The following is a 21,924-nucleotide window of genomic DNA, read 5'->3' as shown; positions in this document are numbered from 1 at the left end:
CTAATATCCACCCGTTTCCGGCGTCAATCCGTATTTTCCCGAGAAAGTAGATTTTCGCGTCGGCGGGCCGGTTGCGCGGACAATTGATTGACGGTTCTTCAAGCTTTTGCGTAAATGAGCACAATCGCTTTTCCGGGAGGAGATCGGCAAAGCGGGATCGCAGGCGTCTGGCGGCCAGCGGGCCGCGACGGCAAGCCTGCGGATTCCTGGGAGGGTGGTCGGCTGGTTGCGGTTCTCGAACTCACCAATATCTCGAAACACTTCGGCGCCATCCAGGCCGTGAACGACGTGTCGTTTTCGCTCGAAGCCGGCCAGGTCGTCGGCCTGATGGGCGATAACGGCGCAGGAAAAAGCACGCTGGTCAAGATGATCGCCGGCAACTTCCGGCCGAGCGAAGGCACGATGCGCCTCGACGGCAAGGAAATCGTCATGCACCGGCCGGTCGAGGCGCGCCAGCACGGCATCGAGATCGTCCATCAGGATCTCGCGCTCTGCAACAATCTGACGGCGGCGGCGAACGTCTTCCTCGGGCGGGAGCTGCGCCGCGGCATCGGCCCTCTGAAGGTGCTCGATTACAAGACGATGTATCGCCGCGCCGGCGAGATCTTCAAGGAGCTGAAATCGGAAACGCGCCCACGCGATCTCGTCAAGCAGATGTCGGGCGGCCAGCGGCAGGCGGTGGCGATCGCCCGCACCATGCTCTCGGAAGCGAAGATCGTGCTGATGGATGAGCCGACGGCCGCGATTTCCGTCCGCCAGGTGGCGGAGGTGCTCAACCTGATCCGCGAGCTGCGCGACCGGGGCATCGCGGTCGTCTTGATCAGCCACCGCATGCCCGACGTGTTCACCGTCGCCGACCGGGTCATCGTCATGCGCCGGGGCAGGAAAGTTGCCGACAAACCGATCGCGGCGAGTTCGCCGGAGGAAGTCACGGGTCTCATAACAGGCGCCATCGAACAGGTTTGATCGGCGCCGCTGCTTCTATCAGGAGAATGCCCCTAGCGGGAGAAACGAAGGTCGACGATGGCAACTACCCTTGAGCAGACGATTGCACAGAGAGAGCGAAGCCGGCTTTCGGAGTTTGTCGGCAGCCAGACTTTCTGGGTGCTGATCGCCGTCGTGCTTGCCTGCATCTTCCTCTCCTTCGCCACCGATTCCTTTGCGACGGCGAAGAACCTCTACAACATCACCCGCAACGTCACCTTCGTCGCGATCATCGCGCTCGGCATGACGCTCGTCATCATCACCGGCGGCATCGATCTTTCGGTGGGATCGGTGCTCTGCCTCTGCAGCATGGTGCTGGCGGTGACCATGAATGCCGGCTACAGCATCGAAATCGGTATCGCGGCGGCGATCGGCACCGCACTCGTGGTCGGCGCCTTCAACGGCGTGATGATCGCCTATCTCGATTTCCCGCCCTTCGTGGTGACGCTCGGCATGCTGTCGATTGCGCGAAGCCTCGCCATGGTCGCTTCGAACAATACCGTCGTCTTCCAGTTCGGTCCCGACCACGACCAGCTGCTGGCGCTCGGCGGCGGCGCCTGGTTCCTCGGCATCGCCAACCCGGTTCTCTATATGATCATCCTGGCGCTCCTGACCGGCTTCGTGCTGCGCTGGACGCGGTTCGGCCGCTATATCTTTGCCATCGGCGGCAATGAACACGCCGCGACGCTGACCGGCGTGCCCGTGCGCACCATCAAGGTCGTCGTCTACATGATCTCGGCGCTGTCTGCCGGCATTGCCGGCATCGTGCAGACCGGCTGGCTCGGCGCCGTCACCACCAATATCGGCGCCGGCATGGAGCTCCAGGTCATCGCCGCCGCCGTCATCGGCGGCGCCAACCTCGCCGGCGGCGTCGGCACCGCCTTCGGGGCGCTGGTGGGAGCGGCGCTGATCGAGGTGATCCGCAACAGCCTCGGCCTGCTCGGCATCAACGCTTTCTGGCAGGGGACATTTATCGGCGGGGCGATCGTGCTGGCGGTGCTGTTCGATCGCATACGGAATTTTAGGCAGAGCGAGTAGGCGACGGCGCCTCCGTCATGCGGCCGCATGGCAGAAGCGAAGCTGGCTGCCGGAGAGGCCGATGAACTCTCAGCCTGGAATCGTACCGGCCTACGCTGCCGGTGGCCGGTACTTGACCGACTTCGCCTTTTCCAAGGCCCGGATCGTATCTTCGACGTCGAGGAGGACAGTGGTCTCCATAGAGCTGAGCGCGCCGCCTGCGCCGATGGCAAGGGCGACGGCCGCCATCGATACGTTGTCGGGCGCCTCCCACAGGTTCCACCCGTCATGCTCGCCGAAGGCATACCAGAACCCATGGAGCTTGCCGCCGACGGATTCGATGTAGCTGCGTGCCGCCTCCCGGCGATCCTCGGGGTTTTCGATCATGCGCGCCCAGGTCTCGGGCGTGGATACATGGCCATGGTCTGCTTCCTCCGCCAGACCGATCCAGTAAACGCCCAAGCCGGGAGGAAGGCCAGTCATTCAATGTGCGTATCAGGCTCTCTTGCCTTCGGTCGCCAGCGGCTGCCACGGTTTCCGGCGGTCCTGATCACACGCCGATGATCGACGTCAGCCCTCCGGGGGCGAGGCAAACCGGCTGGCATCGAACGGACCCGCGGCGGCGACCGGAACATTCTCACCGGGCGTTGCGACACCAGCCTCACGATGAACCGTGCGGGGGGAAACGCGCGGCGCGCTCAGCTCCATCGTCGCGCCGGGAGAATGCAGCGCCCATTTCATCAGCGCCGCATCGGACGTCGATTCAAGGAAATCGGCTTCCTCCCAGGACGCGGTCATGGGCAGGGAGGCGATCATATCGGCGCCCTGCCTGGAGGCCTCTCGTCCAACGACGAGGGGATGGAAGCGGGCGTGTGCCGGCAATGCGGGCCTTGGTCTCTCCGGAAGTGCTGAAATCGGGCCGATCGAGGCCGTCTGCAGTTTGTCATCCGTGCCCGCGTCGCTGCCAAGGGCAGGCGGGCGCATCGCCGGTATCGGAATCGGCAAGGATGACAGTTCGGGAGCGGAGGGTTTCTCATCCCGTTCGGCCGCGCCGGTCTGCAGCGCCAGCGCATTCAATGCCCGGCTTTTCGGCGTCGGCAGAAGCGCCGTCACGAGCTTGCTGTCTGCGGTGCCGGCGCTCGGCGTGGCCGGCGCTCCCGCGTCTTCGTCCTCTCCGGCGGTGCTGGCGATCTGGATCGAGGTGGAGCTGACGCGCTTCTTGTGGCTGGCAACCGCCTGATTGTATCCCGGCAGCGGCCGGCCATCGGCCGGAAGATGCATCGTCTGCCCATTCGGGAATATGCGCGCGAGCTCCTGCCTGCTCATGCGCGGCCAGGCCCGGACATTGCCGACGTCGAGATGCACGAAGGGCGATCCCGAGGTCGGATAATAGCCGACACCACCAACCTGCATCTGCATGGCCGTTGCCCGCAGCGTCGCAAGCTTCACGCCGGGAACGTAAAAATCCATCGCCTTGCCCAGCATGTGCTGGCTCTTCTTGGCGACGCCGGTGCTGCGCGAGCGGTTGCGGAGCATGTTGTTGGTGGCAGGGGAACGATAGGCGGAGACGACGTGGATGTAATCCTTGCCGCCGCTCTTCTTATACACCTCCCAGACCAGGTCGAGCAGCCGGGGATCCATCCGGGTCGGCTCGTTCCTTCGCCAGTCGCGCAGAAACCGATTGATCTGGGCAAGGCCCTTGGGATCGAACTTTCCATTCCGCTTGTAGGTGATCGTGGCCTTCTCGCCCGTATGGGTAAAGAACAGCTTGAGGGCGCGGTCTTCGGCTGAGGCGAGGGAGGCAGAGCCGACGAGGGCGGGGAACGCAAGGAGAGCAGGTAGAATGGTTTGCGCTGCAAAGCCTTTTGCGCGTGAGAGGAGCGTGGCAATGCCGCCCGACAAACTTTGCACTGGATACTTCAACACGAACACACCCGTCCTACACGAAACGTTTGGCGACGGGCGGGAACTTCCGCATCCATCAGGTCTAGTAAAGCCAGCTTATGGTCAATAAATTGCTAACGAGTGGGTGTTGAGGCTGGGGACCGCGCAGGCGGGGCTAAATCTACTCCGTCGAAATGGTGTTGACCTAGCCATCCATTGATTCCGAAATATGTGGCATACCAAGCACCCAAGTGAAAATTCACTTTTGCCTTTCATAATATCTCGATAGAACCCGCTTCAGACCGTAAAAATGTGAGGGCGTACCATGGATCTTGATACGATATTGCCAGTCGGCACCTCCGAAAAAGTACCGGTCGGGCTCTTGGATTTTGACACAAACAATCCTCGGTTTACCCCTGATAAGGCGCCGGCTTCATCAAGCGATGACGACGTCGTCATACAACTGGCTCGAAGCGCGGATCTCGCCGAACTAGTCCAATCAATCTCGACGAGTGGATACATAAACATAGAACCGCTCATCGTCATCGAACGAGGCGGCAGATTTGCTGTTCTCGAAGGTAATCGTCGATTGGCCGCTGTGAAAGTACTTCGTAATGAAGATCTCGCTCAGCAAGCAAAACTGACGCTTCCGGCGATGGATAACGACAAACGTGCGTCGCTGGAGGAGTTGCTTTGCTATCGTGTGGCGACCGAAGCTGATGCCCGGGATCTGATTGGGTTTAAGCATATCAACGGTCCGCAAGGTTGGGACGCGTTCGCTAAGGCAAGATTCGCAGCGCGTTGGCTGGATGATGAGCATTCGAAACCGGATGGCATGACGATTGCTGATATTGCGAGCCGTATGGGTGATCAGCATATGACTATTCATCGAATGGTCACCGCACTTTTCGTCCTTGATCAAGCTGAGAGAGAAGAGGTTTATTCGATCGAAGACCGGAAAAAGAGGTCCTTCAGCTTTTCGCACCTCTATACTGGCCTCGCCTACGAAGAATTTACATCATATCTCGGAATGGGGCGGCCTGATCGCTCGACAGACCCCTCGCGCGATCCTGTGCCGTCCTCGAATTTTCACCAGCTTCAGAATGTGCTGGTTTGGCTCTACGGTTCAAAAGACCGCGACATTGCGCCGGCGGTCAAAAGCCAAAATCCGGACCTGAACCGGTTGCGCGAGGTGTTGGGCTCTAGGGTGGCGACGAAGGTTTTGGAGGAACGTGGCAGCCTCGACGAAGCCGTCGTCGCCGCGACGCCTATGAGTCTCCGGTTCGAACAACATCTCATTGCCGCCAATGCCGAACTTCAATACGCGCTGAGCGCTCTCGAGGGCTTTGATCCCGACACCCAACCGGAAATGGTCCAAATCGCGGATTCTGCATCGAAGAAAGCTCGTCTCATCAAGGCGCAGGTGGACGCCCTTGCGGCGGAAACTTCAGAATGACAATTAAGGCGATTGATCCTCCTACCTTAGAATTGCACGCCGCCCAGCTTGTTGACTGGCTGGAGCTCGCAGCGTTGTTCGATCCTTTCCGAACGGCACGTATCGATGCGTTGGCGGCATCTTTGAAACAGCTAGCCGAGGAAGATGAAGAGAATATCGCCGAAGCCGACCGGAAGGTTGAGCAGCTCATAGAGGGCATTGAAAACGAAATCGAACTGCGTGAGGGGCATTTAGGTGAAACCTACCCTTATCATCTTGACGACGATGCTGAGGAACTTCAGCTTGCCGAGAACTGGGATGATGCCAAATATTCGTTTTACCTCGTATGTCTTGTGACCTCGCACGTGACCGGCTCCCCAATCCTTAAGGTCCCGCCTGTCGGTGGTCTACTCACGAGACTGCGCAACGAGATCTTTCAAATCCTTTCGACGCTTGCAATGGCTGGCCTGTCCGGCGGTCCGGCAATAACTGTTGGATGGCCGAGGAAAAGCGGCGAGACAATTATAGAGCTAATGCGTCGGGCAGCGGCGAACGGCGCCGGTTTCACGGTGAGAAATCCGCCAGGCGAATACATTCCGCCTGAAGAAAAGGATGGCGGCATTGACGTCATGGCTTGGACGAACGAGATCACTCCACCACCTTCAAATCTGTTCTATGGACAGACGGCGAGTGGCAACAATTGGCCCGGAAAGCCAGTCTCTGAACATGCTCGGGTCTTCGAAAGCAATTACCTGCAGGACATTATGACCGGCAATCGTGGTCATGCGACCATCATTCCTTTTCGGGTCTGGGACAACAGATTTTGGTTCGCCCAAAATCAATTTCATCGCTCGGTGATCGATCGATTGCGGCTTCCGCCTCATGCATACAACGGCTTGCAGCGGGCACTATCGGGAATAATGGTGGATGAAGCCGATCGGGTCGGAAGCGTGGTGGAATGGTTGGCTGAATATCGCGCGGCCGCTCTAGCCTAGGTCGGTTGGCTGGATCAAGACTTCTTTCTCTTTGCGCTTGTTCTGCAGGCTGTACGTAACGTCCAGGCTCGCGATGTCCTGCCGGCTGTATATTGACCGGATCAGCGGATGGTCATCGTATGTTAGTATCCAGTGCTTCAGCTTAGAGTCTTGGAGGATATCACTTAACGCGATGTGCTTAGCCTCGTTCATCGCATTGAGATAAAGTCGGCCGCCCGCATGCACATAAGGCGGATCGACAAAGAAAAGAGTATGGTCAACTGGAGTGCGAGTTAGCGAATTATGCAAGAACGTCAACCCGTCCTCGTTGGTGAGGCTGATATGTCCGCTAACAGAACCCAGCCACTTAATTCGCTCGGCTAGTCCTGCGCCGTTATACCTAGCATCGATTTTCCATCTACCTGTTTGATTGTAACCACCGATTGGGCCTGCACCGACCACGATGCCCGAGCGGCTGGTGCGGTTGAGGAAGAACGTGGCGAATCCGAGATCGAAGTCGTAGGTACCTTTCGACGCGCCTCGAATGAGATCGGATGCCCAGTGCCAGGTTTCGACCGAAACAGGCGCAGAAAGAATACGGTCGACAAACCGTGCGGTTTCCGTAAGCATTGCGCGCCAGGCGGAATAGATCCGAAGGTCGGCATCGTTCAAATGCAGATGTTGAACGTAGCCAGCCTTCAGCAGTACGAGCGCTGCCCCCGCGCCTCCGCAGAAGGGTTCCGCGTAATGACGATCGCCCGCGGCTTCGGGAATTTTATCCGCCAAAAACGCGCTGAGGAACGCTTTCCCGCCTGGGTACCTGAATGGCGACAACGAACGGTATTGAGGATCGTTCGGATTAAGCTGCGACTGGCTCAACTGTGATCTTTGCGGTTGGTGAGGTAGTGATGTTCTTACACAACAATGGTATGAAAGACCAGATTTGCACGAACCTTTTGCCGGGTTCCGGTAGATGCTGATTTCCTGCGGATTCATCCAATAATTGGAGAGTTCGAAGTTACCTCGTGGTTGGTTGGCGGCGTCATTGGCCGTGGCGAGTACATCGCCCGTTCATCAATGAGCCACGCATAGCGCCGGCTCCGCTGAAAAAGCCGGAGGAGATCCGCTTCGAAGATGGCCGGACGATCGAGTTGTGCCGCGAAGACAAGAAAATTACATACTCGAAAGCTCTGAGACAAATGGCGCACCCGACAGGATTCGAACCTGTGACCTTTGGAATCGGAATCCAACACTCTATCCAGCTGAGCTACGGGTGCATGCCGAGGGCGGTTTGAATCGCCTGTCCGATGGGTGGTTCTTAGCCTAGCTTGCGGCTGGCTTCAATCGGGAAATTCTCAGAAATACGGGTGCTTGCGGTTTGGCGGGGATTTTTGTCCGTCAGGCCGGCGGCCGAGGGCTTGGTGCGTCGTTCGGTTTGCGGGTTGGAGCGTGTTTGCGCGCCGGCTTTGGCTTGATGCGGCTGCGAAAGCAGATCCTGTATACAAAACAGAAGCGGCCGATTTCGGTCGCTTAAAAACCTCTCTTCCACTGGAGATGAGAGAAATCAGTCGGTTATCTCTGACAAGGAGGTTTTTAAGAAGGGTCAACATTTTAAAAAATGGATGGGAGGGCAGAGGGTCTCGTCGGTTTGCGCATTTTTGAAAATGTTGGGCCTCCTTAAAAACGTCCTTCCAAACCTCCTTGTCAGCCGAAATGCATCGGGTGGAGACCCCACAAGCACAAAAAACTCCGCCGGCCTTGCGGGCGGCGGAGCGGGGTTTTCGTAGGCGATGACCTCGCAGAGGTCAGATCTGCATGGCGCCGGGGCCGGGGATGGCTTTGGGCGGCACCTTGCCGAGGATGATCATGCCGAGGACTTCGTCCTTGGTCACGTCCTCGGTGCGGGCGTGGCCGACGACCTGGCCGTTCTTCATCACCGAGACGCGGTCGGCGAGGTCGAAGACGTCGTGGATGTCGTGGCTGATGAGGAAGATGCCGATGCCTTCCTTCTTCAGCTGCTTGATCAGCTCGCCGACCTGCGCCGTCTCCTGGGGGCCGAGTGCCGCCGTCGGCTCGTCCATGATCAGGATGCGGGCGTTGAAGAGGATGGCGCGGGCGATCGCCACCGATTGCCGCTGTCCGCCCGAGAGCGCCTTCACCGGCTCCTTGAAGCGCTTGAAGTTGGGGTTGAGGCGCCCCATCACTTCGCGGGCCGAGGCTTCCATCGCGACGTCGTCGAGCGTGCCCCAGCGGGTCTTCAGCTCGCGGCCGAGATAGAGGTTGGCGGCGGCGTCGACATTATCGGCGACGGCGAGGGTCTGGTAGATCGTCTCGATGCCGTATTTCTTGGCATCGCGCGGATTGCGGATGTCGGCCGGCTCGCCGTTGATCAGGATATCGCCCGAGTCGCGCTTGTAGGCGCCGGAGAGGATCTTGATCAGCGTCGACTTGCCGGCGCCGTTATGGCCGAGAAGGGCGACGACTTCGCCGGGGTAGAGATCGACCGAGGCATTGTCCACGGCATGGATGCCGCCGAAGGAGATCGAGATGTTTTTCAGTTCCACGAGGGGAGTGCGTTGATCAGCCATGTCTAGGGCTCCTCTCACTTGGCACGGGAGCGGTATACGGTGTCGAGCCAGACCGCGACGACGAGGACGGTGCCGACGACGACGCTCTGCAGCGGCGTATCGACATGGGCGAGAACCATGCCCGATTGCAGTGACTGCATGACGAGCGCGCCGAGCATGGCGCCGGCGATGGTGCCGGTGCCGCCTGCGAGCGACGTTCCGCCGATGACGGCGGCGGCGATGGTGTAGAGCTCGTCGAGCGTGCCCTGCGCATTGGTGGCGGCGTTGAGGCGGGCGGTGGAGATCGCCGCCGCGACGGCTGCCAGAATGCCCATCAGCGCGAAGATGCGCACCGTGACCCAGCGGGTCTTGATGCCGGCGAGTTCGGCCGCCTCGGGGTTGCCGCCGATCGCGAAGACGTAGCGGCCGAAGCGCAGGCGGGTGGCGATGAAGGTCATGATGATGCCGACGATGATGGCGATCAGCACCGGCACGGCGATGCCGTAGGGAATGTCCAGGCCGGTTTCGGGCCAGGGGATATTGTTGGTCTCGGCATATTTCTTGGCGATGTTGATCGGCCAGTAATAGCTGTTGGCGATCCAGACGGCGCCGAGGATCAGCACGCAGCTGAGCGTCGCGAGGAAATATTCGGCCCACATCGGCCGGCGCGGGAAGCCGAAGCGGCGGCGCTGGCGGCGCGAGCCGACGATGCTGGCGACGACGAAGAGGCAGGCGGCGATGCCGACGACCCAGCTCCAGGTGGCGCCGATCGAGCCCTCTGCGCCCCCGCCCATGATGCGGAAGGTCTGGTCCATGGGTGCCACCGTCTGGCCGCTGGTGACGAGCCAGGTGGCGCCGCGCCAGACGAGCAGGCCGCCGAGGGTGACGATGAAGGAGGGAACGTTCAGGAAGGCGATGATGATGCCCTGGAAGGCGCCGATCAGGCAGCCGGCGATGATGCCGACCAGCAGCGTGATCGCCCAGGTGAAGGGGCTGTCGAAGCCGAGATATTGCGGCAGGATCTGCGCCTGGGTGACGCCCATGATCATGCCGCAGAGGCCGAGCACGGAGCCGACCGACAGGTCGATGTTGCGGGTGACGATGATCAGCACCATGCCCGTCGTCATGATCGCGATGTCAGTCGTCTGGACCGAGAGGTTCCAGAGATTGCGCGGGGTCAGGAACAGGCCGCCGGTGATGATGTGGAAACCGATCCAGATGATGATGAGCGCGCCGATCATGCCGAGCAGACGCGTATCGATCTCCGTTGCGCGGAAGAAGCGGGCCACCGGATTGGCTTCCGCCGTTCGCGGTCCGCTCGAAGTCGTTGATTTTACCATTTCGGCCATGGGTTTGCCGTTCCCCAATTTTGTTTGGACGGGTGCGCCGGCGTGCCAGAGGCCGCCATCGGCGTCATTCGTCTGTCTTCAACTGACCATCGCGATGCTTCCGGAAGCCGGCCGCATCGCTTTGCGGCATCGGTCCGGCAGGGAATGAAAGGCCGCGATGGTGCGGCGAGGCGGCGAAAACCTGGTCGTCGGAGTTCTCGTCCGCACCCGGCGCCGCAGCGGTGTTTCGCTGCGGCGCCGGTCATTTCAGTTCAGTCCTGGTTTACTTGCAGGCAGCGACCGTGTCGGCCTTGACGCCCTGGCAAGCTTCAGCCTTGGAGATCCAGCCGGCGTCGATGACGACGTTCAGGTTGTCCTTGGTGATCGCCAGCGGCTTCAGGAAGACCGAGTTCATTTCGACGCCCTTCGGGCCGCCCTTGAAGGTCTGGGCGCCGTCGATCTTGCTCATGTCCTTGCCGCCGGCGAGGTCGAGAGCGATTTCAGCGGCGCGCTTGCCGAGTTCGCGGCTGTCCTTCCAGACGGAAACCGTCTGCGTGCCGAGAGCGATGCGGTTCAGAGCCGCCTTGTCGCCGTCCTGGCCGGAAACCGGAACGGAGCCGGCGAGGCCCTGGGCGTCGAGCGCTGCGATCGCGCCGCCGGCCGTGCCGTCGTTGGAGGCGACGACGGCGTCAACCTTGTTGTTGTTGGCGGTCAGGAACTGCTCCATGTTGCGCTGAGCATTCTCCGGCAGCCAGCCGTCGGTATAGGCTTCGCCCACATTCTTGATCTTGCCGGCGTCGATGGCGGCCTTCAGCACTTCCTGCTGGCCCGAGAACAGGAAGTCCGCGTTCGGGTCGGAGGACGAGCCCTTGATGAAGACGTAGTTGCCTTCCGGCTTGACCTTGAAGACGCCCTCGGCCTGCAGGCGGCCGACTTCCTTGTTGTCGAAGGTGATGTAGAAGGCGGCCGGGTTTTCGATCAGGCGGTCGTAGCCGACGACTGGGATGCCTTCGGCAGCGGCCTTTTCGATGGCCGGGCCGATCGCGTCGGAATCCTGGGCGAGGATGATCAGCGCGTTGGCGCCCTGCGAGATCAGCGATTCGACGTCGGTGAGCTGCTTTGCGGCCGAGGACTGCGCGTCAGCGGAAATATATTTGGCGCCCTTGGCTTCGAGAGCCTTCTTGATGGCGGCTTCGTCGGTCTTCCAACGCTCTTCCTGGAAATTCGACCAGGAAACGCCGACGACGAGATCGGCAGCCATGGCGGCAGTATGCACGGAAACGAGGATGGCAGCGCCGGCCATCAGTTTCAAAATAGACTTCATAATGTCCTCCCGAGTGAGTTGCGACCGGCCCAGCCCATGCTTCCTCCGGCCACCGCGATAAGCCTGTCGAGAAGGTTCGGATTTTTTTCTCGACAGTCGAGAAATTTGATGTCAGAGATTTTTTCAACTGTCAACTCTGCACTACCGGCTTAATTCGCTTGCGCCGAGGCGGCCGGAGATGCAGTGGAAATCACGGGTAGGGCTAGCAGGAGGAGAGGGCGGCATTCATGCTGACCAAGTCGAGCACGGAGCTGGTCCGGCAGAGAAACAGCGTGCTCGTGCTGTCCGTGCTGCGCCGCCACGGCGCGCTCGCCCATACCGAGATCTCCGACCATACCGGCCTTTCCTCGGCCACCATCTCGGCGATCACGGCCGACCTGGAAAAGGCCCAGATCATCGAAAAATCCGAGCAGCAGGCGGCGAGCGGCCGCGGGCGTCCGCGCGTGCTTCTGCGCCAGCGGCGCGACTGCGGCTATCTCATCGTCGTCATCATCTCCTCCGATGCCGTGCAATATTCACTGGTCGATTATGCCGGCAAGCTGATCGACCGCTTCAGCGAGGAGCGCTCGCATGATCCTTCGGGGGCTGCCCGTTTCGTGGCAGGGGTGCGCGCCGGGCTTTCGCGGATTCTCGACCGTTCCCGGATCGGCCAGGAAAAAGTGCTGCTGATTTCGATCAGCAGCAAGGGGCTGGTCGATTCGGCCGAGCCGGTGCTCCTCTGGTCGCCGATCTTCGGCAGCGACCGGATCGATTTCGAATCGGCGCTCAGGCCGGACTGGCAGGCCAAGGTGATCCTCGACAACGAGACGCTGCTGGTTGCCGCAGCGCTGGGGGCGCGCGAGGAGATTGCCAAGGGCGCCGATTTCCGTTCGCTCGCGGCGCTCTCGCTCGGCCACAGCATCGGCCTCGGCATCGTTCGGCGCGGCGGGCCGACCGGCCAGGTCTCGGCGCCGAATTTCGGCCACATGCTGCACATGGCCAATGGCGGGCTCTGCCGCTGCGGCACACGCGGCTGCATCGAAGCCTATGCCGGTTTCTACGCCATCCTGCGCAGCGCCTTCGAAGTGCCGCTCGATACGATCCCGGCGAAATTCGTGCCGGTGGCGGAGCTCGACAAGATCGCCGTGAAAGCCCGCCAGGGCCACCGCACCTCCGCCTTCGCCTTCCGCCAGGCGGGCCTTGCGCTCGGCAACGGCCTGTCGCGCATGCTGAGCCTGACGGAACGCATGCCGATCGCCATCACCGGCCCGGGCACGCGATATTACGACCTGCTCCGCCAGGGCATCGAAGAGGGGCTGGGGCAGTCGCATATCGTGCGCATGGAGGGCATGCCGGAGATCCGGGTGGTCGCGGACGAGCAGATCCTGGTTTTCGACGGGCATCTGAACCGGGCGCTGTCGGTGATCGACCAGGATATCGTGGTCTCGGGGATTCAGGGAGCGGATTGAGGGGCATTGCTGAAACGAAATGACCGGAGAGGGATATGCCCTGTGAGGTGGTGGGAACGGTGAGGTCGCCTGGAATCTCTTCTCCCCAGCGGGGAGAAGGTGCCGGCAGGCGGATGAGGGGGCCGCACGGCACATGCTTCACGTAAAATCTATCCCACCCACATCGGTGGCAAGCACACTGAAACCGGTCTAGCCGACGCCGGTACAGTCCGCTCATTAGGAAAGATCCGCGTCCCTGGCCCCCTCATCCGCCCTACGGGCACCTTCTCCCCGCTGGGGCGAAGGGGGGAATCGAGAGGTCGCGGCATATCTCCTTCTCCCCGGTCCGTGCCGGCAGGCGGATGAGGGGCGGTTTCGGCGCTCCACTCTCAAACGCAAAACGGCCGGGCGATGCCCGGCCATCTCATGTACGACTTACGGTCGGGAGAGGACCGTCAGCCGATCTTGATGAGCTTGCCTTCCTTGACCGACTGAACCGCGGCATCGGCGAGGGCCAGTGCTGCGAGGCCGTCGGCGCCGGACGGCGAGATCTTGGTGCCCTTTTCGATCGCGGCGATGAAGGCGGCGATTTCGTTGGCATAGGCTTCGGTGTAGCGGGTCATGAAGAAATCATGCAGCGGCGGGCGGGTGTAGCCGTCGCCGTTGGCGACTTCGATCGAGACCGGGCGCTGGTTTTCGGCGGCCGCCATGCCCTTTGCGCCATGCACTTCGATGCGCTGGTCGTAGCCATAGGTGGCGCGGCGGGAATTGGAGATGACGGCCTGCTTGCCGGATTTGGTCTGCAGGATGACCGAGACGCTGTCGTAATCGCCGGCTTCGCCGATCGCCTTGTCGACCAGCACGGCGGCGGTCGCCAGCACCGAGACCGGCTCTTCGCCGAGCAGGAAGCGGGCCATGTCGAAATCATGGATCGTCATGTCGCGGAAGATGCCGCCCGAGCGCTTGATGTAATCGACCGGCGGGGCGCCGGGATCGCGCGAGGTGATCGTCACCATTTCGACATCGCCGATCTTGCCGTCGTCGATGACCTTGCGCACCGCCATGAAATGCGGATCGAAGCGGCGGTTGAAGCCGACCATCAGCTTGGCGCCGGTTTCTTCCACCACCTTGATGCAGGCCTTGACGCGGGCGACGTCGAGATCGATCGGCTTTTCGCAGAAGATCGCCTTGCCGGCGCGGGCGAAGCGCTCGATCAGGTCGGCATGGGTATCCGTCGGCGTGCAGATGACGACGGCGTCGATATCTTTGGCGGCTTCGATCGCCTCGATGGTGCGCACTTCGCAGCCATAGGCGGAAGCGATGGCTTCGGCCGCCTGCGGAAAGGCGTCCGCGACGGCGACGAGCGTCGCATTGGCGTCGCCGCTGACAGCCTTCGCATGAACCTTGCCGATGCGGCCGGCGCCGAGAAGACCAAATCTTACAGTCATTGCAACCTCCGTTGAATTCGGAACAAATAAACCGAATTGTCAAAAATCTGGAATTTTCATTCCATCATCTGTGTGCCGCGTCAAGCCCGCGGCTCTTTCACATTTGCAAGATTCGAACTAAAGGACTGTGCGACATATGCGACCCGCGGGGCACGAATGCAACTGATCGATCCGAACCATCCGGCATATCGCCGCCTCTGGGTGCGCATAGCCATCGTTGCGGTCTGCTTCGCCTGGGCCACGGTCGAATTCGTCACCGGCGATCCCTTCTGGGGCGTGATCTCCGGCGGGGCCGGCGCCTATGCCCTCTATGTCCTGTTCTGGACCTTCGATCCGAAGCCGCCGGAGACGGCGGCAATCGTCCCGCCCGATGATACGGACGGGGACGAGCCTGAAGCAGATGAAGGGAAGAAGGCCGAATGATCGAAGCGTGGCGCGATCTTTCCGATCGCGCCACGCTTGACGTCCTTGTTCGATATGATCGCAAAACCGACGTGCGGTTTCGCGCTCGGTCAGCCCGATCCCGGGCTTATTCCCGTCCTGTCAGAGTGACAGTTCCCTGGCATTCGCGTCGATCTTTTCGCAGGCATCCCCGAATGGATCGGGCATCGGCACCAGCGGCGAAACGCCGAGCAGGAGCAGCGCTTTCAAATGGGACCAGCCGCCGCCCAGCAACGGCGCAAAGGAGGTCATCACGATGCGCTCCTTGCCATAGAGACGCTGGTACTCCGCGAAATTGCAGAAGTTCTCGTGATTGCCGTTCTTCAGATGGAAGGACTCGGCCGCAGCGCCTTCGGCAAGGATCGCTTCGTGCGTATCGAGCATGACGGCATAATAGTCGATCGATACGTCGGCGGCGGGTGTGGCCGGTGCGATCGTCGTGCCGTTCACGAGATCCTTCACCTGGATCAGAATGCCGTTCAGGTACAGTGCATGGCCGGGCGAGAGATAGAGATCCGAATGGGGTGCGTGCCCGTCGAGTGCATGGCGGGAAACGCGGATCGGCACGACGTCCTTCTGCCAGCGCGCGCCGCTCTTCTTGAAGCTTTGGCGGCCGACCCACTTGACCGGACGGGTGCTGCCGTCAGGAAGGGTAATGCGATCGCCGATGCTGAGGTTCTCGACAGGCTTCTCACCGCAATCCGTGAGGATCGCCGTTCCCCGCAGGAAGCAATTCGGGCCGCTGCTGCTGCCGCTCCCGCCGCCACTGGAGCCACCGCCTCCGCCTGAGCCACCGCCTGAGCCTCCGTGTCCACCGGAGCCGCCCCGTCCCCAAAGCCGCCCCAGGGCGTTGGCCGGAGAGGTGGAAATTGTTGTGACCAAGGCCGCCACACCGGCAAGACGAGCACCGGTGGCTGCGGCTACTCCTAGAAAATGTCTGCGCGCTGTGTTGCGTGGCAGCTTCGGATCTTCCGTAGATGACATGTCGGCGATCTCCTGAAAACATTTAAACCGCCCCATGCTACACCGGGTTGTATCGGGCTCAATTTCGCTAATCAGCGCTACGGCCTACCGAAAAGGGCGTAGGCATGGTCTATCCGGGTCCCGAAATACGCTGTCACCGGCATCAAAAAAGCGGAAGATTTATCTGCTACCCATACGCGAAAGAATCAAAATGGGTACGATGGGCGCCGATTGAATCGCAGAAGAACAGGCCATATAGCGATTCGCGAATCGAGCCGGAAACGGCGGCTCTGCCAAAGCTTGGGAATGTTTGCCGGCCTTCGCGCGTCAGCTCTGCGGCAGGCGGCGCATCGCCTCGTCGATCAGCAGATTGGCGATCATCATGCGCCGGTTGGCATTGTCGCGGAAAGGCTCTGCGACGCCGTCAGGATGATTGGCCTTGGCAAAGGCGCGCCGCTTCTCGTTCAGCGTCTGCTGGGTATCGGCGGCGGCGATCGCCAGCTCCGCGGCAATCTCTTCCGGAGCGATGCGGGCGAGATGGTCCGGCATGACGGGTTCCGGCTCCGGCGGCGGCGCCTCCTCGGCGGCAGGGCCGGCACCCAGATTGTCGAAATAGGCCTGGCCGACGCGCTGCGAGGCGGCCGAGACACCTTCCATGACATCGAAGGCGAGGCCGGTGGCAAAGCCGGATATGCGGTGGGCCGGCGGCGCCTCGGCGTCTTCGGCCGGTTCTTCCTCCGCCTTCAGCCGCTCGAGCACTGATTGAAACACCGATTGTCCGAACAGCATGCGCCTTCCTCTCGAAGCGATTAGAGCCCGGCAGGATGGCGCAGGGCTTGCGGGGTCAAATCGATGGAGCCTTTAGCCCGCCTGCTTCCGGCTCTCCTCGAGGATGATGTCGTAGAGCAGCCTCGCGCTCGGCGGCAGCGCGCGCTCCCTTGCGGTGATCAGGCTGTAGGGCTTGACGTTAATGTCGAAATCGATCGGCAGCATGCGCACATCGGAGGCATGCGAACCCTGGCTCGCCAGGAAATGGGCGACGTCGACGGCGACGGGAGCGATCGCATCGGTTCCGCAGACGATGGCGCAGGTGAGCAGCAGCGACGAGGTGTTGACGATGTTTTCGGGCAGCGCCACCCCGCGCGACAGGAAAATGTCCTCGATCGTGCGGCGCAGCAGCGTGCCGGGCGGCTGGAAGACCCAATCGTAGTCCCTGATGTCGGCAAGGCTGCTCAGCTTCTGCTTCAGGAGCGGATGGCGCTTGCGCACGATCAGGCAGGCCCGTTCGATGCCGATCTCGGTCACCTCGAAGAGGCGCGGGTTGAGATCGTCGGGAATGCGGCTGATGATGAAATCGTGGCGGGCGGCGAGCAGTTCGCGGGCCAGCACGTTGCTGGTCTCCACCTGGATGTTGATCTCGATGCCGGGATAGGCCTTGCGCACCTTGTTGATCGCCGGCACCACGAGGCTCATGGCCGGCGCCGTGACCGCGCCGATGAAGACCGCGCCGCCCTTGCCGCTCTTCAATTCGCCGATCTCGCGGCTCGCTTCGCGCAGCTCCAGAAGGATCTTGCGCGCGCGTCTGGCAAGGGCCGCACCGAAGGTCGTCAGCACCACGCCGCGGGCCACGCGCTCATAGAGCTGGGTCTTGGTGATCGATTCCATTTCGGACAGCATGCGCGACGCGGCGGGCTGCGAAATGTTCAGCACTTCCGCAGCTGCGGAAATCTGTCCGCTATCTTCGATTGCGACGATCATGCGCAGGTGATTCAGCTTAAGCCCTGCACGTAAAAGGCTGTCATCGCCGAAGTTATCGCTGTGGATATCGACGTGGTCCATCGAAAGTGGCTCCGAGACAATCGTCATGGTTGCAGCCTCCCCACTGCGCTCCATCAAAAGTAATACTTTTTAACGATATACCAAAATTGTTATGCACTTTACCAGTTATTCTATTTGACAGTTATAGGAATCCATACCAGTTTGCCGCCGTGTGCTGGTTGGCACTCAACACGTGTGAGATCGTGGAGGAGACCTACTTCGTTTCTCACAATCTGAAGTAACTATCCAATACGGAACCTGCCACAGTTTCGGGGCGGACGATTTTTTGTCCGCCAATCTTTAACAAGGGAGAGAGAAATGAAATCCATTATCTCATTGATGGCTGCGGCTGCCTTCGGCGTCGCTTCGTTCGTTATGCCGGCTATGGCGCAGGACAAGGGGCTCGTGGGCATCGCGATGCCGACGAAGTCTTCCGCTCGCTGGATCGACGACGGCAACAACATCGTCAAGCAGCTCGAAGCCGCCGGCTACAAGACCGACCTGCAGTATGCTGACGACGATATTCCGAACCAGCTTTCGCAGATCGAAAACATGGTCACGAAGGGCGCCAAGGTTCTCGTCATCGCTTCGATCGACGGTACGACGCTTTCCGACGTTCTCCAGAAGGCTCACGACGCCGGCATCAAGGTCATCGCTTACGACCGCCTGATCCGCGATTCGGGCAACGTCGACTACTACGCCACCTTCGACAACTTCCAGGTCGGCGTTCTCCAGGCTGGTTCCATCGTTGACGCCCTCGGCCTCAAGGATGGCAAGGGCCCGTTCAACATCGAACTCTTCGGCGGTTCGCCGGACGACAACAACGCCTTCTTCTTCTACGATGGCGCAATGTCCGTCCTGCAGCCCTACATCGACTCGGGTAAGCTCGTCGTGAAGTCCGGCCAGACCGGCATGGACAAGGTCGGCACGCTGCGTTGGGATGCTGCTACGGCCCAGGCCCGCATGGACAACCTGCTCTCGGCCAACTACACCGACGCCAAGGTCAATGCCGTCCTGTCTCCCTATGACGGCCTCTCGATCGGCATCATCTCCTCGCTGAAGGGCGTCGGCTACGGTTCGGCTGACCAGCCGCTTCCGGTCGTTTCCGGCCAGGACGCTGAAATCCCGTCGGTCAAGTCGATCATCGCAGGCGAGCAGCACTCGACGGTCTTCAAGGACACCCGCGAACTCGCCAAGGTCACCGTTGCCATGGTCGATGCCGTGATGTCCGGCAAGGAGCCCGAGGTCAACGACACGAAGACCTACGACAACGGCGTCAAGGTCGTTCCGTCCTATCTGCTGAAGCCGGTTGCCGTCGACAAGACCAACTACAAGCAGATCCTCGTCGACAGCGGTTACTACACCGAAGACAAGCTGAAGTAAGTTAAGCTGGAGGCCGGAGCCCGCGCTTGCGGGTTCCGGCCTTCGATTTTATGATCGCCAGGCCGCTCGGCGGCTCAAGGCGCTGGAACTTTGACTATGGACAACACCATCCTAGAAATGCGGAGCATCACCAAGACGTTCCCGGGCGTCAAGGCGCTGGAGAACGTGAACCTCAAGGTTCGCAAGGGTGAAATTCACGCATTGGTAGGCGAAAACGGGGCCGGTAAATCGACCCTGATGAAAGTGCTATCAGGCGTCTATCCCACGGGAAGCTATGAAGGCGACATCGTCTATGAAGGCGAGACGCGCCACTTCAGGGTCCTGAAGGACTCCGAAGAAATCGGCATCGTCATCATCCACCAGGAACTGGCGCTCGTGCCGCTGCTGTCGATCGGCGAAAACATCTTCCTCGGCAACGAGAACGCCAAGAGCGGCATCATCAGCTGGGAAGAGACGTATAACCGCACGAAGCAGCTCCTCCAGAAGGTGGGCCTGCGCGAATCCCCGAACACGCTGGTGACCGATATCGGCGTCGGCAAGCAGCAGCTCGTCGAAATCGCCAAGGCGCTGTCGAAGAGCGTGAAGCTGCTCATCCTCGACGAGCCCACAGCCTCTCTCAACGAGAAGGATTCCGATGCGCTGCTCAATCTGCTGATCGAGTTCCGCAATCAGGGTATCACCTCGATCATCATTTCCCATAAGCTGAACGAGATCCGCAAGGTCGCCGACCAGATCACGGTCCTGCGCGACGGCATGACCGTCAAGACGCTCGACTGTCACGCCGACGAGATCAGCGAAGACATCATCATCAAGAACATGGTGGGCCGCGACCTCGCCGACCGTTATCCGCCGCGCTCCGTGCCGATCGGCGAGACGATCTTCGAAGTGAAGAACTGGAACGCCTATCACCAGCATCACCGCGACCGCCAGGTGCTGCACGACATCAACGTCAACGTCCGCAAGGGCGAGGTCGTCGGCATCGCCGGCCTGATGGGTGCCGGCCGCACCGAATTCGCCATGAGCGTCTTCGGCAAGTCCTACGGGCACAAGATCAGCGGCGAAGTCTTCGTCGACGGCAAGCCGGTCGACGTCAGCACCGTGCGCAGGGCGATCGATGCGGGTCTTGCCTATGTCACCGAGGACCGCAAACAGCTCGGCCTCGTGCTCAACGACACGATCCTGCACAATACGACGCTCGCCAATCTCGAAGGCATTTCGAACAACAGCATCATCGACGACATCAAGGAGATGAAGGTCGCGACCGATTACCGGTCGAAGCTGCGCATTCGCTCGCACGGCATCTTCCAGGAAACGGTCAATCTTTCCGGCGGCAACCAGCAAAAGGTGGTTCTGTCGAAGTGGCTGTTCTCCGATCCCGAGATTTTGATCCTCGACGAGCCTACCCGAGGCATCGACGTTGGCGCAAAGTACGAAATCTATACTATCATCAACCAGCTTGCCGCCGATGGAAAGGGCGTTCTGATGATCTCATCGGAAATGCCCGAACTGCTTGGCACTTGTGACCGCATCTACGTGATGAACGAAGGACGCATCGTCGCCGAACTGCCGAAGGGAGAAGCAAGCCAGGAAACCATCATGCGCGCTATCATGCGCTCAGGGGAGAAGAGACAATGACTCCGGTCAACCCGACAACCGAGGAAAGCAACGTCGTTTCCGTTGCCGATTACATCCGCGGCAACATTCGCGAATACGGCATGCTCATCGCGCTCGTCGCGATCATGGTATTCTTCCAGTTCTACACCGGCGGTATTCTCTTCAAGCCGGTCAACCTGACGAACCTCGTTCTGCAGAATTCGTTCATCGTCATCATGGCGCTCGGCATGCTGCTCGTCATCGTGGCGGGGCATATCGACCTTTCGGTCGGTTCGATCGTCGCCTTCGTCGGCGCGCTCGCGGCCATCTTCACCGTCTCATGGGGCATGAATTTCTGGCTCGCCGGATTGATTTGTCTCATCGTCGGCGGCTTTATCGGCGCGGCGCAGGGCTATTTCATCGCCTATCACCGCATCCCGTCCTTCATCGTGACGCTCGCCGGCATGCTCGTCTTCCGCGGCCTGACGCTGACGGTGCTGAACGGCAAGAACATCGGCCCGTTCCCGAAGGAGTTCCAGGTCATCAGCACCGGCTTCCTGCCGGGCGACATGATCGACCTGTTCGGCACGCCCGTCCAGTCGACGTCGCTGATCCTGACGGTCATCCTGCCGGTCATCCTCTTCTACCTCGCCTGGCGCCGCCGCAAGGTGAATGAGAGCCACGGCATCGACGTCGAGCCGATGGGCTTCTTCGTCGTCCAGAATCTGATCGTTTCGGTCGCCATTCTGGCGCTCGGCTACCTCCTGTCGAGCTACAGGGGCCTGCCGAACGTTCTCGTCGTCATGCTGGTGCTGATCGCGATCTACGCTTTCGTCACCAAACGCACGACGATCGGCCGCCGCATCTATGCCATGGGCGGCAACGAAAAGGCGACGAAGCTTTCGGGCATCAATACGCAGCGCCTCAGCTTCTACACCTTCGTCAACATGGGCGTGCTTGCAGGCCTTGCCGGCATGATCGTCGCACTTCGCCTGAACTCGGCAACGCCGAAGGCCGGCGTCGGCTTCGAGCTCGACGTGATCGCGGCCTGCTTCATCGGCGGCGCCTCGGCATCCGGCGGCGTCGGCAAGATCACCGGCGCGGTCATCGGCGCATTCATCATGGGCGTCATGAACAACGGCATGTCGATCGTCGGCCTCGGCATCGACTTCCAGCAGATGGTCAAGGGTGCGGTGCTTCTCGCCGCCGTGTTCTTCGACGTCTACAACAAGAACAAGGGCTGAGCGCCTCAAGGCGCCGGTCCAGGCATTCGCAGTCATATGAAAGTTGGATTCCGGCTCCTGATGGAGCCGGACAGGCGGAGCTTTTCCTGACTTC

19 protein-coding genes and 1 tRNA gene are annotated in these 21,924 nt (G+C 60.7%); 9 read left to right on the top strand and 11 right to left on the bottom strand.

Features of this window, described 5'->3' with window-relative positions:
• Nucleotides 1–114: 114 nt before the first annotated feature.
• Nucleotides 115–966 (top strand): ATP-binding cassette domain-containing protein, encoded by an 852-nt coding sequence (locus tag ATY78_RS23390; RefSeq protein WP_141105668.1) that lies wholly within the window; start codon nt 115–117, stop codon nt 964–966.
• A 57-nt stretch (nt 967–1,023) separates the two neighbouring features.
• The gene (locus ATY78_RS23385; protein WP_088684685.1) at nt 1,024–2,022 is read left to right on the top strand and encodes an ABC transporter permease; all 999 of its coding nucleotides are present in this window, start codon (nt 1,024–1,026) and stop codon (nt 2,020–2,022) included.
• A 90-nt stretch (nt 2,023–2,112) separates the two neighbouring features.
• Here the strand turns inward: ATY78_RS23385 and ATY78_RS23380 are convergent, their stop codons facing one another.
• Together ATY78_RS23380 and ATY78_RS23375 are read right to left on the bottom strand one after the other, a co-directional pair.
• Complete coding sequence (locus tag ATY78_RS23380; RefSeq protein ID WP_280950458.1) at nt 2,113–2,484, bottom strand: GYD domain-containing protein; 372 nt, start codon at nt 2,482–2,484, stop codon at nt 2,113–2,115.
• Nucleotides 2,485–2,571: 87 nt separating this feature from the next.
• Nucleotides 2,572–3,933, bottom strand: a complete 1,362-nt coding sequence (locus ATY78_RS23375; RefSeq protein WP_088684684.1) for a DUF882 domain-containing protein — start codon at nt 3,931–3,933, stop codon at nt 2,572–2,574.
• Between the two features lie 277 nt (nt 3,934–4,210).
• On the opposite strand from ATY78_RS23375, the gene ATY78_RS23370 reads away from it, so the two are divergent.
• Together ATY78_RS23370 and ATY78_RS23365 are read left to right on the top strand one after the other, a co-directional pair.
• A complete protein-coding gene (locus tag ATY78_RS23370) occupies nt 4,211–5,341 on the top strand; it encodes a ParB N-terminal domain-containing protein (RefSeq protein WP_088684683.1) in 1,131 nt (376 codons plus the stop codon).
• Nucleotides 5,338–6,315, top strand: a complete 978-nt coding sequence (locus tag ATY78_RS23365; RefSeq protein ID WP_088684682.1) for a hypothetical protein — start codon at nt 5,338–5,340, stop codon at nt 6,313–6,315. The genes ATY78_RS23370 and ATY78_RS23365 overlap by 4 nt, the downstream gene beginning before the upstream one ends.
• Here ATY78_RS23365 and ATY78_RS23360 read toward each other — a convergent pair.
• From ATY78_RS23360 to xylF, 5 genes are all read right to left on the bottom strand, one after another.
• Nucleotides 6,307–7,173 (bottom strand): DNA adenine methylase, encoded by an 867-nt coding sequence (locus ATY78_RS23360; protein ID WP_245313620.1) that lies wholly within the window; start codon nt 7,171–7,173, stop codon nt 6,307–6,309. The genes ATY78_RS23365 and ATY78_RS23360 overlap by 9 nt on opposite strands.
• A gap of 321 nt (nt 7,174–7,494) precedes the next feature.
• Nucleotides 7,495–7,571, bottom strand: a tRNA-Arg gene (locus ATY78_RS23355).
• 528 nt (nt 7,572–8,099) lie between these two features.
• Nucleotides 8,100–8,882 (bottom strand): ATP-binding cassette domain-containing protein, encoded by a 783-nt coding sequence (locus ATY78_RS23350; protein ID WP_088672941.1) that lies wholly within the window; start codon nt 8,880–8,882, stop codon nt 8,100–8,102.
• A gap of 14 nt (nt 8,883–8,896) precedes the next feature.
• Complete coding sequence (locus ATY78_RS23345; RefSeq protein WP_088684680.1) at nt 8,897–10,210, bottom strand: sugar ABC transporter permease; 1,314 nt, start codon at nt 10,208–10,210, stop codon at nt 8,897–8,899.
• Nucleotides 10,211–10,472: 262 nt separating this feature from the next.
• Nucleotides 10,473–11,513: a D-xylose ABC transporter substrate-binding protein gene (xylF, locus tag ATY78_RS23340; RefSeq protein WP_088684679.1), complete on the bottom strand. Its 1,041-nt coding sequence runs from the start codon at nt 11,511–11,513 to the stop codon at nt 10,473–10,475.
• A 227-nt stretch (nt 11,514–11,740) separates the two neighbouring features.
• Here xylF and ATY78_RS23335 point away from each other — a divergent pair, with 227 nt between their 5' ends.
• A complete protein-coding gene (locus ATY78_RS23335) occupies nt 11,741–12,961 on the top strand; it encodes an ROK family protein (protein ID WP_088684678.1) in 1,221 nt (406 codons plus the stop codon).
• A gap of 434 nt (nt 12,962–13,395) precedes the next feature.
• Here the strand turns inward: ATY78_RS23335 and iolG are convergent, their stop codons facing one another.
• The gene (gene iolG / locus ATY78_RS23330) at nt 13,396–14,388 is read right to left on the bottom strand and encodes an inositol 2-dehydrogenase (protein WP_088684677.1); all 993 of its coding nucleotides are present in this window, start codon (nt 14,386–14,388) and stop codon (nt 13,396–13,398) included.
• Between the two features lie 156 nt (nt 14,389–14,544).
• Between iolG and ATY78_RS23325 the strand changes: the two genes are divergently transcribed.
• Nucleotides 14,545–14,811 carry a hypothetical protein gene (locus ATY78_RS23325; protein ID WP_088684676.1) on the top strand — a complete coding sequence of 89 codons (267 nt, stop codon included), beginning with the start codon at nt 14,545–14,547 and terminating at the stop codon, nt 14,809–14,811.
• 120 nt (nt 14,812–14,931) lie between these two features.
• On the opposite strand, the gene ATY78_RS23320 is transcribed toward ATY78_RS23325, so the two are convergent.
• From ATY78_RS23320 to ATY78_RS23310, 3 genes are all read right to left on the bottom strand, one after another.
• Nucleotides 14,932–15,813: a Hint domain-containing protein gene (locus ATY78_RS23320; protein WP_088684675.1), complete on the bottom strand. Its 882-nt coding sequence runs from the start codon at nt 15,811–15,813 to the stop codon at nt 14,932–14,934.
• Between the two features lie 306 nt (nt 15,814–16,119).
• Nucleotides 16,120–16,581 (bottom strand): hypothetical protein, encoded by a 462-nt coding sequence (locus ATY78_RS23315; protein ID WP_088684674.1) that lies wholly within the window; start codon nt 16,579–16,581, stop codon nt 16,120–16,122.
• Between the two features lie 72 nt (nt 16,582–16,653).
• Complete coding sequence (locus ATY78_RS23310) at nt 16,654–17,658, bottom strand: LysR family transcriptional regulator (protein ID WP_088684673.1); 1,005 nt, start codon at nt 17,656–17,658, stop codon at nt 16,654–16,656.
• Nucleotides 17,659–17,928: 270 nt separating this feature from the next.
• Here ATY78_RS23310 and chvE point away from each other — a divergent pair, with 270 nt between their 5' ends.
• The 3 genes from chvE to mmsB all read left to right on the top strand — a co-directional run bounded on the left by chvE (nt 17,929) and on the right by mmsB (nt 21,830).
• Nucleotides 17,929–18,993, top strand: a complete 1,065-nt coding sequence (gene chvE / locus ATY78_RS23305) for a multiple monosaccharide ABC transporter substrate-binding protein (protein WP_088684672.1) — start codon at nt 17,929–17,931, stop codon at nt 18,991–18,993.
• A 96-nt stretch (nt 18,994–19,089) separates the two neighbouring features.
• Nucleotides 19,090–20,628: a multiple monosaccharide ABC transporter ATP-binding protein gene (gene mmsA, locus ATY78_RS23300; protein ID WP_088684671.1), complete on the top strand. Its 1,539-nt coding sequence runs from the start codon at nt 19,090–19,092 to the stop codon at nt 20,626–20,628.
• Entirely contained in the window at nt 20,625–21,830 is a 1,206-nt protein-coding gene (gene mmsB, locus ATY78_RS23295; RefSeq protein ID WP_088684670.1) for a multiple monosaccharide ABC transporter permease, read from the top strand. Before mmsA ends, mmsB begins: the two co-directional genes overlap by 4 nt.
• Nucleotides 21,831–21,924: the final 94 nt, after the last annotated feature.

Origin of the sequence: Rhizobium sp. R635 (assembly GCF_002211285.1) — a bacterium.
Classification (GTDB): Bacteria; Pseudomonadota; Alphaproteobacteria; order Rhizobiales; family Rhizobiaceae; genus Rhizobium.
Note: the sequence above shows the minus strand (reverse complement) of the source record. Positions and strands in the feature narration are given on the sequence as shown.